The 12,008-nt window shown below is 60.8% G+C and carries 8 protein-coding genes; 7 read left to right on the top strand and 1 reads right to left on the bottom strand.

Annotated elements, in window-relative coordinates; genetic code table 11:
• Positions 1-79: 79 nt before the first annotated feature.
• Entirely contained in the window at positions 80-1,696 is a 1,617-nt protein-coding gene (locus NZ823_05500) for an MFS transporter (GenBank protein ID MCS6804586.1), read from the bottom strand.
• A gap of 441 nt (positions 1,697-2,137) precedes the next feature.
• On the opposite strand from NZ823_05500, the gene NZ823_05505 reads away from it, so the two are divergent.
• The 7 genes from NZ823_05505 to NZ823_05535 form a co-directional block, all read left to right on the top strand.
• A complete protein-coding gene (locus tag NZ823_05505) occupies positions 2,138-2,572 on the top strand; it encodes a YraN family protein (GenBank protein ID MCS6804587.1) in 435 nt (144 codons plus the stop codon).
• Complete coding sequence (locus NZ823_05510; protein MCS6804588.1) at positions 2,572-3,183, top strand: uracil-DNA glycosylase; 612 nt, start codon at positions 2,572-2,574, stop codon at positions 3,181-3,183. Before NZ823_05505 ends, NZ823_05510 begins: the two co-directional genes overlap by 1 nt.
• Before the next feature lie 182 nt (positions 3,184-3,365).
• Positions 3,366-6,890, top strand: coding sequence for a helicase-related protein (locus tag NZ823_05515; GenBank protein MCS6804589.1), 3,525 nt, complete (start codon positions 3,366-3,368; stop codon positions 6,888-6,890).
• Between the two features lie 3 nt (positions 6,891-6,893).
• Entirely contained in the window at positions 6,894-7,484 is a 591-nt protein-coding gene (locus NZ823_05520) for a DUF4433 domain-containing protein (GenBank protein ID MCS6804590.1), read from the top strand.
• A 10-nt stretch (positions 7,485-7,494) separates the two neighbouring features.
• Positions 7,495-8,616 carry a macro domain-containing protein gene (locus NZ823_05525; GenBank protein MCS6804591.1) on the top strand — a complete coding sequence of 374 codons (1,122 nt, stop codon included), beginning with the start codon at positions 7,495-7,497 and terminating at the stop codon, positions 8,614-8,616.
• Positions 8,609-9,238, top strand: a complete 630-nt coding sequence (locus NZ823_05530) for a DUF4433 domain-containing protein (protein MCS6804592.1) — start codon at positions 8,609-8,611, stop codon at positions 9,236-9,238. The genes NZ823_05525 and NZ823_05530 overlap by 8 nt, the downstream gene beginning before the upstream one ends.
• A gap of 17 nt (positions 9,239-9,255) precedes the next feature.
• A partial coding sequence (locus tag NZ823_05535; GenBank protein MCS6804593.1) for a DUF1156 domain-containing protein occupies positions 9,256-12,008 on the top strand: 2,753 nt, incomplete at its 3' end.

Genomic DNA, 12,008 nt, shown 5'->3' on the forward strand with positions numbered 1-12,008 from the left:
CTGCGCCCTCACTCAGCGGCGGAACAGTTGATTATTGAGACCGTGACGACGTGGCCGTGTATCTCCCTTCTCTGCGCCCTCACTCACCGGCGGGCGCGACGGCCTCGCGCTTGATGGCCAGTTCGTGAGCTTTGCCTTTGGGTACAAGAAAGGCGCTGAGGAAGGCCAGTAGCGAAACAATCAAGCCAACCCAGAAGACGCCACCCAGCGCATCGGCTAACGCTGACTGAACGGCTGTCAGCACGGGCTGAGAGAGGTGAGCACGGGCCAGTGGATCAATGAGTGCATCGGGGTGTTCGAGCAGCCGCGCGATGTCCCCCGAATGGATTGTTGGCACTGAAGACAACGTCGCCTGATAGGCCCGCAGGCGATGGATCATGACCGTGCCCATGATGGCCACAGCGATCATGCCGCCGATGATGCGGAAAAACGTGATCGCTGAGGTGGCGATGCCCATGTAGTGACGCGGCACAGAATTTTGCACGGCGATGGTCATCGTCACCACCGAGAGTCCCATGCCGACGCCGATGAGAAACACGTCGGCGCAAATCAACGCCCACGGCGTCGTCGGATTAAGCCGTACCAGCAACAGGAAACCCGCCACCAGTGAAATCATGCCGGTGATCACCAGCGGACGATATCCCACCCTGAGCAACAGCCGACTGCTGATGATGGAAAACGTGGTCCATCCAAATGTCAGTGGAATGAGCACCACGCCGGCTTTGGTGGCGCTTGTGCCGAGGACGCCTTGCACATACAGTGGAATAAACGACATCGTTCCAAACATGGCCATGCCGGCGAGAAACCCGTTGAGTGAGCCAGCAAAAAACAAGCGGTTTTCCTGCAGCAACGTCAGTGGAATGATCGGCTCTTGCGCCGCGCGTTCCCAGACGATGAATAAGACGAGCGCCACGGCGCTCGCCAGGAACATGCTGAGAATAGCCGGCGAGTTCCAGCTTTCGCCACGACCGCCTTTCATCATCGCCAACAGCAGCAGCGTCATCGAGGCGGCAAAGCTGATGACGCCTTTGATGTCAAGCCGCGCTTGCTTTCCGATGGGCGGCTCCTTCAATGTCAGGCCGATGATCGTGGCAGCCGCTAGACCAAATGGAACGTTGATGTAGAACACCCAGCGCCAAGAAATATGTTCCGTGATCAATCCACCAACGAGCGGTCCGATCAAACTGGCTACACCCCACACGCCGCTGAACAAACCTTGCATGCGTGACCGCTCAGCCAATGAGTAAATATCGCCGATGATCGTCAAGCCCAGCGGCACAAGCGCGCCGGCGCCCAGCCCTTGAATGGCCCGGCAGGTGATCAACTCGACCATCGAGCTTGCTTGCCCCGACAGCGCTGAACCGAGCATAAACAATCCGATGCCGATCAAATAAAATCGCCGCCGACCGTACAAATCGGAAAGCTTGCCCCAAACAGGCATCGTCACTGTGGAGGTCAGCAGATAGATCGAAAACACCCACGAATAGATGTCAATGCCACCCAGCCGCGCGACCACAGTCGGCATCGCTGTGCCGACGACTGTCCCTTCCAAGGCGCCGAGGAAAAGTCCTGTGATGACGCCGAGCGTTACCAATTTTCTTTGCACCGGCGGCAATTGAACCGGCGCTGTGAACATGGCAGAAGAGTCAGGAGCAGGTGTTGGCTCAGTCAGCGCAGCCGACTCGTGCTTGGGCATAATGATCTACATCTTTACAGGCTCAAACAGAATGCGACAGGCTAGTGGAAGAGCACAGAAAAGTCAAATAGGGCATCGGTGCATCTGTGCATGAACGGTAGTGTTTCTCACCTGTGGGAATGTGACGCAGGCGTCCCGCCTGTGAGCCATTTTCATGAGTGGTGGCGTGCCCTCACACATGGCCGAACCTTCCCAACATTTTCGCCAACGGATGAAAGGTTCCAGCAGATAGAAGATCCGTTGGCATGTTTCATCCGTTGGCAACCCCTTACTATCTCGTTTTTCTCGCCTCGTCACCGCCAACGTGAATACCTTCTGAATGCCCTCTTTGAAACTTTCACATTGAGGTTGCATGCTGCTGTAGCAACTCCGCTCTGCCGGTTGCAGCAGTGGACAGGTGGTCAGGTTGATGCTACGCTGCGGTGCATGAGTCGAGCAAGCATGACGCAGCAGCCGGCTCACCTGACGTTAGGCCAGCGCGGCGAGCGGTTCGCTGTTGAATACTTGAAGCATCGCGAGGGTTACCGAATTGTCGCGCAAAACTTCTCTGTCCCGCTCGGACGCAATCGCCGCAACGTCGTGATCACCGGCGAGATTGACATCGTGGCGTATGATGGTGAGACGTTGGTCTTTGTTGAAGTCAAGACGCGCTCGCAGGAGACGGTCGCCACGGCGGCATCGGCTTTGGATCGCCCCAAGCAGCGAACGCTCTCGCGCGCGGCGCGCGCTTATCGGCGACTGCTACACCTTGACGATGCTCCTTACCGTTATGATCTGGTGACCGTCGTGTTTGAGAATGAACGCTGTCCGACGATCACGCTTTATAAAGGCTACTTTCGCGAGCGCCCGATGCGCGAGCCATCAACGATCTGGTGATGGACGGTCTGACCAAACTGCATGATGAATATCGTGAATGTCGTCGCTGCGAGTTATGGCGTTCGCGCCAGCAGATTGTGTTTGGCATTGGCCATCCGCAGGCGCGTGTGCTGCTGTTGGCTGAGCGTCCTGGTCGGCAAGATGATTTAACAGGCGTGCCTTTTTCCGGGCCATCGGGCGATTTGCTGCATCGGATTCTGACGGCGCCGCGTGTCGAGATTCCGCCGGCTGATGTTTACATCACAAACATGGTACTGTGTCGCGCGCCGGAAGATCGCTCCCCGCGCGCCGCAGAAATCGTCGCCTGTCGTGAGCGATTGCATCAACAAATTGCTCTGATCAATCCACAGTTGGTCGTTGCGATGGGTCGGTTGCCGATGATCTATTTTCTGGGCATCAACGGGAAGCTCGAACAGGTGCGGGGTTGGTACGAGACGCTGATTCGGGGTCAGCGTGTGCCGGTATTTCTGACGTTCAATCCGGCCAGCGCGCTGTACGGTCACGCGTGGCAGATCAAGCAAAAGAAGCGGCTGATGTATGAAGATTGGCAACAGATTGGCGCGCGCTACCGCGCCTTGCGACAAACGGAGAACGAAATGCTGGAAAAATAACGGCCTCAGATAATGGTTGCTCACCGTCGGTGGTGGTATCAGTTCACAGCTCGGTGGTCGCTGCAAGCATTGGCTGATCGTTAATGTCCATCGGTGAGGGACCTCAGTTCGTTCTGCATCGAGGGCTTCGTCCTTGCCAATGGTTCAATGTCAGCGATAACATATCCGCCCTCGTAGCGCGAATGGCCGTGAATAACTTTTTAACGCAGGTCGGGCGGCAGATTCTTTTGCCAGGGCACTTCGACGTCCCTGTTTTGCTCGAGGACGTGAGGGCGCTCGGTGGGGATGGTTCCGCGGGTTACGAATGCCGGGTCCGGCTGCCCGACGGCACTCTCGAGGAGGCGGTCATTTCGCCTGCTGAAGCGGCCACGCTGTTCGGCACGGACCAGGAAACGCCGACCGCGATCAAACCCGCTGATGCGGAACGACTCCGACTCTTGATCGAGTCCGCGCGGATTCGCCTGGCCTACGCCCACGACCGCCAGTTCGCTGTGAGCCTCTCCGGCATCCGTACCCTCCCTCATCAGATCGAGGCCGTCTACCAGGCCATGTTACCGCAGCCTCGTCTCCGCTTTCTCCTCGCCGACGACCCGGGGGCGGGCAAGACGATCATGGCCGGCCTGCTGATCAAGGAGCTCAAGCTGCGAGAGGCCATCGAGCGCGTTCTCATCCTCTGTCCGGCCCCGCTCACGATTCAGTGGCAGGACGAAATGCTGCGGTGGTTCGGGGAGTCCTTCGACATCATCTTCTCCGCCGTGGACCAACAGCAGCTCACGAACCCGTGGCAGCGCTCCTCGCAGGTCATCTGCTCCATCGATTACGCAAAACAGGACGGTGTCCGCGAGCGCGTTTGGCAGCAGCACTGGGACCTCGTCGTACTGGATGAGGCGCACAAGTGCTCGGCGTACACCAAATCCTCCTCGGGACGCAGCGACGAGGTGGCGGAGACCAAGCGGTACCAGTTGGCCAAGCGCCTGTCCGAGTCGGCTGACCACGTGCTGCTGCTCACCGCCACCCCGCACCACGGGGACGAAGATCGGTTCGCCCACTTTGTTCGCCTGGTAGACCCGGATCTCTTCCCCGAGCCGCATCGTTTGGCCAGGGAGGCAACCGCGATTCGAAGAGAGGTGCTGAGACTTGGCAAGAACTCACCGTGGTGTTTGCGCCGTCTCAAGGAAGACCTTAAGGACCTGAACGGCAACCGCCTGTTTCCCGACCGGCACGCACGGACCGTGACGTTCCACCTCAACAGCGAGGAGTACGCGCTCTACAAGGCGGTCACGGCTTACATCAACCAGTTCATCCCTCAGCAGACGGGACAACGCAGGTCGTCGGCGGCGCTCACCCGCACCGTCCTCCAGCGCCGCCTGGTGAGTTCTACCTGCGCCATTCACGAATCCCTGAAGCGGCGCCTCAAGAAGCAGCAGGACCTGCTGGACGAACTGGAGGGACTTTCTCCGGCCCAGCGTGCCAAGTGCCTCGCCGCTCTCCAAGGACGTCTACCCGACGCCGAGCAGGAAGAGGACGACCTCGATGAGGAGGTCCGCGATCGGCTCGTCGACGAGTACACAGGGGCGCAGGAACTCGAACAACTTCGCGCGGAGATATCCCTCCTCAAAGATCTTGTCGAGCAGGCCCGCAGGGTGCGCGAACTGGCGAGCGACTCCAAGTTGGCCGCTTTGAAGAAGTGCCTCGGCCAAGCGCAGTTCATCGAACTCAAGGACGGACGAGGGAAACTGCTGCTCTTCACCGAGCACCGTGATACGCTCACCTACGTGCGCGATCACCTGGAGCGCTGGGGCTACACCACATGCGAAATCCACGGTGGGATGAACCCGCACGAGCGGAAGTGGGCGCAGGAGCGATTCCGAACAGCAGCCCAAATTTGTGTGGCGACGGAGGCGGCGGGCGAAGGCATCAACCTCCAGTTCTGCCACCTCATGATCAACTACGACATGCCGTGGAATCCCACGCGCCTGGAGCAACGCCTCGGCCGCATCCACCGCATCGGCCAGGACAGGGACGTCTACGCCTTTAACTTCGTGGCTACCGACTCCGAAGACGGTCAACCCATCGTCGAGGGGCGCATCCTGCATCGTCTCCTTGAGAAGCTGGACAGGATGAACGAGGCTCTCGAGGGACGTGTGTTCGACGTGATCGGCGAGGTCTTGTCACTGAACGACGTCAACCTCCCCGACATGCTGCGGGAAGCGGCCTACGATCCACGCCGGCTCGACGAGTACCTGGACCAGATCGACCGCATTGATCCGGGAAAGCTCAAGGAATACGAGGAGGCCACGGGCATCGCGTTGGCGAGGAGCCACGTCGACTTCACGGGCTTTCAGCGCCGCAACCTGGAGGTGGAGGAGAAGCGGCTGATGCCCCGTTACGTGGAGACGCAGTTCATCGCGGCAGCCAAGGAGATCGGCCTTCGCGTGGAGCCGAGGGCAGACGGCCTCTGGCGCATCGAGCACGTCCTGGCTGACCTGCGCAGTGAGCGCCTCCGGTCGGTCCAGCGGCTGGGCAAGGCCGATCCTTCGTATCGCAAGGTCACGTTCCACAAGCACCACCTTGAGCAGTCTGCGCATCTGGACGCCGTCCTCATGGGGCCCGGTCATCCCCTCTACGCGGCGCTCGACGAGAAGCTTAACGAGAAGCTGTCGCCGCTCCAAGGAGGGATCGGGTTCTACGTGGACCCGATGGCGACCGAGCCGTTTCGGCTTCACTTCTTCGAGATCACCATTCGCGGCAAGGATTCGAAGGGCAACGACGTCCCGCTGCACGGCGAGCTGGTGGCCGTCCGTGAACAGCACGGGCAGTTCGAGATCGTACCGGCCGACATCCTGCTCAATCTGCCGCCGCACCCGAATCCCCCATCCGCGGTCGAGCCCGTGGCCATCCAGGCAGCGTCCGACTACCTGAAGAGCACCTACCAGCTCGAATGCCGCGCTCGTTGCCAGCACGAGCGGCAGCAGTTTGCCCGCATTTGCCGCGAATATCTGGAGCGGTCTTTCGACGCCCGGATCAAGCGCGCCCAGGAGCGCGCCATGTCCCTTCTGGCGGAAGCATCGGCGAAGCCAGAGTTCAAGCTGGCAGCGGATGAAGCCCGCAAGTACGTGGACGAGCTTCAGCGGCAGCGGCAGGAACGCCTAAACGGTCTCGGCAAGCTCGAAGTGGCCCGCACCGGACCCGTGCGTCACATTGCCACAGCCATCGTCTTGGCGCCCGGCGTCGAAACGGAACTTCAGCTTGCGGATCTTTTGGACGAGCCGGACCCCGACATGCGGAGGAAAAGCGAGCTCGCCGCCGAGGACCTGGTCGTGGCCGCGCTCAAGGAGGAGGGTTTCCCCGAGGACCGCATCGAGCGCGTCGGACACCTGAAGCTCGGCTTTGACATCCGTGCGCATCGCATTGCAGACCCGGCGACCGGCGAGGTCCTGGTCAAGCGCGTCGAGGTCAAGGGCCGGGCGCGCGGCCAGGCCGTGCGGCTGACCACCAACGAATGGTATAAAGCACAACAGTTGGCCGACACCTACTGGCTCTATGTGGTGTGGGACCCGCTGGGGCCGGAGCCCGAGCTCGTGCGCATCCAGAACCCGGCGGCGCGGCTGGACCATGCCAAGCGCGAGATCGTCGCTGCCCGGTTTTTCGAGATTCCGGCGGAGGCAATCGAAAGCACAGTTGAGGCTCAGAAATGGGGAGCATAGATCGTGACACGCCAAGAGTTGAGCGAATTGCACTACATCGCGCACATGAACAACGTGCCCTCAATCCTTCGCCTCGGCATTTTGTCGAACAAGATGTGCTCCAAAGTTGCGCACACTTCGGTAGCGATGCAGGAAGTTCAAGACCGGAGGGCAAAGGTGGCTGTGCCCGGGGGGCGGAGATTGCACGAGTACGTCAACCTCTACATCTGCGCCAGGAACCCGATGCTCTACAAGCTTCGAGGACAACATCTGGACTTGTGCGTGCTGCGAGTCAGCACCGACGTGTTGGACCTCCCTGGGACAGTCGTGACGGACGCAAATGCGTCGAGCAACTACGTCCGCTTTGCAGCGGCGCCAGCCGGGTTGAGCATCGTGGACCGCGATTTGACTTTCGCAGACGATTGGCGCGACCAGGATCCGATCCAGTACTTCCGCAAGAAATCGGCCAAGTGCGCCGAGGTCCTGGTTCCCGACAGGGTAGGTCCGAGGTTCATTCTGGGTGCATACGTGTCGTGCCCAGAGGCTATGAACCGCATGAATGGCCTGAATACTGGAATCAACCTGATCCTCAATGCTAACATGTTCTTCAGGTAGGGAGGGAAGGATGGTAAAGGTTGTCATTGGTGACATCTTTCAGTCCAGGGCGCAGACCTTGGTAAACACGGTCAACACCGTTGGCGTCATGGGCAAGGGGATTGCACTCGAATTTAAGAAGCGATTCCCGGACATGTACGACGACTATGTGCGACGCTGCGAGGCTGGTCAGGTCAAGCTTGGGCAGCCTTACCTTTATCGGCGGCTTTTGCCGCCGTGGATACTGAACTTTCCCACGAAAGATCACTGGCGGTCGGTCTCAAGACTTCAGGACATCGTGCGTGGGCTCCGTTACCTGGAGCGCCATTATAGGAAGTGGGGGATTACATCCCTGGCGGTTCCGCCGCTTGGATGCGGACAGGGCCAGCTTGAATGGCATGTAGTAGGTCCAACGCTATACCGGCACCTTAAGCGTCTGAACATTCCCGTCGAGCTATACGCCCCGCATGGGACTCCCCACGAGGAATTACAACCTACCTTTCTTGAGCAGACGCCCGTGGAAGCCCCACCTGATGGCCATCCAGAAAGCCGTATGAAGTCAGCCTGGGTGGCACTTGTGAAGATTTTGGATGAGATTGAGCGGGAACGCTATCACTACCCCATTGGGAGGACTTCGTTCCAGAAGATCGCATACTTTGCTACTGAGTTGGGGATCCCTACAGGGCTTTCGTACCGACGTGGTAGCTACGGTCCCTATGCGCCGGAGCTTAAGGCTTTGATCACTCGACTCATCAACAACGGGCTCATCCGCGAAGAGCGCCTCGGACAGATGTTCACCGTCAAGCCCGGCCCGACGTTCAAGGATGCATGCCGGGCCTACAACAGCGAGCTAGCGACGTGGAAGGACGCGATTGAGGCCATCGCGGACCTGTTCATGCGGATGCGCACTCAACAGGCGGAGCTGGCGGCGACGGTGTACTTTGTGGCAAAGGAGCTCACTTCCAAGACGACGAGTACGCCCAGCGAATCGGATGTGCTGGTCGAAGTGATGATGTGGAAGCAGAAGAGGCATCCCCCCCTCGAAGAGACAGACGTGGCGGCCACTATTCGAATCCTCAGCATGCTGAGCTGGCTGAAGGTAAAGCCGAGCGCCGACCTGCCAGTGAGCGAGGAGGCCTTACTCGATGTTTGATGGAAGCAACTTATTCTACATGGCCCCGATGCTGAATGCGCCTTACATTGCGCAATACGGCATTATGTCATTTAACACGCTAAGATCACACCCTGAGCTCGCCAAGGTCAGTGGCTCTATTGCACATCCCTTTGTCAACGCGCGCAGGCACGGACGTCTTGTCGGCCACAGGTCCCTGCACGATTACGTGCCGCTCTATTGGGTCACACATACGCCCATGCAATATGTGGTGACTATCCGGGACCGTCGGTTGCCGCAGCAGGATTTAGTATTCTTTCTGTTCGACGCTCGACTGATACTCCAGTTGCCTGGCGTGTGGACAACTGATGGTAACGCGGCATCCAGTGAGACCCGGTTCTACGAGGGGACGGGCGCACTGACGCATTTAGACTGGGGAATCCTGAACACGCCTAATTGCTTCAGCAAAGAGTACAAAAGACGCAAGTGCGCGGAGGTCCTCGTACCCGACATGATTACGAGGGAACTCATAAACAGCATAGCGGTTTACAACCAACAAGCAGCCAATAACCTAATCGAAGCTGTGACGGTGATTACCCAATCATCGGCTCTTATCCAGTGGGCTCGCGATAGGGTGATCCCGAGACCAGAGTTCTATTATTGAGACTGGGGAATGTCTTAATGAACGACCGCAGGCTCATCGAGGACTATCTGCCCATCGAGGCCATCAGCGCGGAGGCCTCGCGGGAAAAGTCCGTCCGCAGGGGGCACATTTCGACGCTGCACCTATGGTGGGCGCGGCGGCCTCTGGTGGCCTCCCGGGCAGCGGTGTACGGGGCGCTGGTCCCGGCGAGCCGGTTCCGCCCGGCGAACGGGCCCGAGGAGAAGCGGGAGAGCCTCGGCCGCGCGAACGCGGCGAAGTTCGTGGAGCGGCTCTGCCAGTACCCGGGCTCGCCGCAGGCCATCGCCGAGGCTCAGAAGCACATCCTCGAGGCCCATGCGGAGCGGCTGTCGAGGGAAACCGGCAGGCGGGTGACGGTCGAGGACATCGCCGGAGGGCGCGCGCCGAGACCCAGGGTGCTGGACATGTTCGCGGGCGGCGGCGCGATCCCGCTCGAGGCGCTGCGGCTCGGCTGCGAGGCCTATGCGCTCGATCTGAACCCCGTCGCGCACATCATCGAACTCTGCACGCTGGTCTACCCGCAGAAATATGGGAAGGCCGATCCGGACGCGCGAGGCATGACCGGCCCGAAGAACGCGAGGGGCGAGACCGCCTGGGGCGGCCTCGCCGATGAGGTCCGCTACTGGGGCGAATGGGTGCTGAAGAAGGTCAAGGCGGAGATCGGCGACCTGTATCCGCCAGTCCCCGATCCGCCAGCGAAGGGGGCCGAGCCGCTCCGGCAGGCGGACATGTGGCAAGCCAAGGAGGACGTCCCGCCCGGCTTTCTCGTGCCGGTTGCCTACCTCTGGACGCGCACGGTGCGGTGCAAGAACCCGGCGTGCGGGGCGACGGCGCCGCTCGTGCGGCAGACCTGGCTCTGCAAGAAGAAGGACCGCTATGTGGCGCTGCGCATGATCACGCCGAAGAATGAGAAGCGTGTGCGCTTCGAGGTGGTGGAGAGCGCGACCGAAAAGGGGCTCGGCTTCGACCCGGCGGCGTTTTCGAAGGGCGGCAACGCCACCTGCCCTTTCTGCGGCACGGTGGCCGATATCGACTACGTGAAAGAGGAAGGCTGGCAAGGTCGCATGGGCAAGCAGATGATGGCCCTCGTGTGCACCCGCCCGGGCCAGAGGGGGAAGACGTATCTCTCAGCGGATGATTACCCGCCATTCCGGCCCGACGACGACGCGATTCGAAACCGCATCGAGGCTCTCTGCGAGCGCACCGGGCTGACGGTACCCAACGAGCCGATTGCTAATCTGGCATTGGATTGCCGCGACAACTCTTTAGGGATCACGGTTCGACCTTACGGCGTGCGAACATGGGGCGACCTCTTCACCCCCCGCCAGCTGCACTGCCTGCTGACTTTCGCCGCGGCGGTGCGGGACGCGCAGGCGGAGATGGCGCGGGCGGGCCTCGACGCGGAGCGGGCGAAGGCGGTGGGGACATATTTGGGGGTCTTGGTGGACAAGATTTCGACGAGATCCAACAGTCTGTGTCCTTGGGACAGTAAAAAGATACTGACGGTGCAGTGTTTCGGGCGGCAAGCACTGCCGATGTTGTGGGATTTTGCCGAGTCTAACCCGTTGGCACACGCTTCCGGGGCCTACCAAGAGGCGGTTGACGGTGTTGTGCGGGCAGTCGCGAGTTCTGAATTGATCGCGATACCGGCTTTAGTCCTCCGCGGCTCGGCCACCGCGCTCCCCTGGCCCGGCGCCACGTTCGACGCCGTCGTCACCGACCCGCCCTACTACGACAACGTCCCCTACGCCGACCTCTCGGACTTCTTCTACGTCTGGCTGAAGCGCACCATCGGCCATCTTTATCCGGAACACTTCGCCACTGAGGGGACGCCCAAGAAGCAGGAAGCGGTCGCGGATGCGGTCCGGCACGGCGGCAGCAAAGAGAAGGCCCGGGCCGCCTACGAGCAGATGATGGCGCAGGCCTTTGCCGAGGCGAACCGGGTCCTCAAACCCGGCGGCGCGATGGTCGTGGTCTATGCCCACAAGACCACTCTGGGGTGGTCCACGCTCGTCGATGCTCTGCGGCAGGCGGGCTTTACCGTGACCGAGGCCTGGCCACTGGACACCGAGGGCTACCGGCTAAGGGCACTGAATTCGGCCGCCCTCGCCTCAAGCATCTTCCTCGTCGCACGCAAACGTGGCGCGAGCGACATGAGCAGCGCAACCGTCCCGGTTGCGGACGCTGGCAAGGTTGCGGACGCTGGCAAGCCAGAGGCTTCTTCCACCTTGACAGAAGAATCGCAAGCCAGAGGCTTGCGCTACTTTGGCTCCTACGAAGACGAGGTTCGCCCGGAGCTGGAGACAATTGTCCGCGAGCGCGTGGACTCTCTCTGGAAGATGGGGATAACGGGCGCCGACCTCGTCATCGCCGCTGTGGGAGCAGGCCTCCGAGCCTACACGCGCTTCTCCCGCGTCGAGTACGCCAACGGCGAGGAGGTCCCGGCCGGGAAGTTCCTCGCCGAGGTGGAGGGGGTTGTCCTCGAGACGCTGCTGGAGAAGATCTTCGGGATGCCGGGAAGCGGTGTGGCCGCCGTGGACGGGCCGAGCCGCTTCTATGTGCTCTGGCGCTACGCCTATAGGGCGGCCGAGATGGACGCGGGCGAGGCGATCGTCTTCACCTACGGGCAGCACGTGGAACTCGACGGCCCGAAGGGCCTCTCGGCCGGACGCCACGCCCTGGTCGAGAACAAGAAGGGAAAGTACCGGCTGCGCGATTTCACCGAGCGGGGCCACGAGGAGAAGCTCGGCAT

Source organism: Blastocatellia bacterium, from assembly GCA_025054955.1.
Lineage (GTDB): Bacteria > Acidobacteriota > Blastocatellia > HR10 > J050 > JANWZE01.

Bases quoted from the DNA above. Each gene is read 5' to 3' on its own strand.
- NZ823_05500 (MCS6804586.1), bottom strand. From the start codon at position 1,696: ATGCCCAAGCACGAGTCGGCTGCGCTGACTGAGCCAACACCTGCTCCT.
- NZ823_05530 (MCS6804592.1), top strand. From the start codon at position 8,609: ATGTTTGATGGAAGCAACTTATTCTACATGGCCCCGATGCTGAATGCG.
- NZ823_05505 (MCS6804587.1), top strand. From the start codon at position 2,138: ATGACGCAGCAGCCGGCTCACCTGACGTTAGGCCAGCGCGGCGAGCGG.
- NZ823_05510 (MCS6804588.1), top strand. From the start codon at position 2,572: ATGGACGGTCTGACCAAACTGCATGATGAATATCGTGAATGTCGTCGC.
- NZ823_05525 (MCS6804591.1), top strand. From the start codon at position 7,495: ATGGTAAAGGTTGTCATTGGTGACATCTTTCAGTCCAGGGCGCAGACC.
- NZ823_05515 (MCS6804589.1), top strand. From the start codon at position 3,366: ATGGCCGTGAATAACTTTTTAACGCAGGTCGGGCGGCAGATTCTTTTG.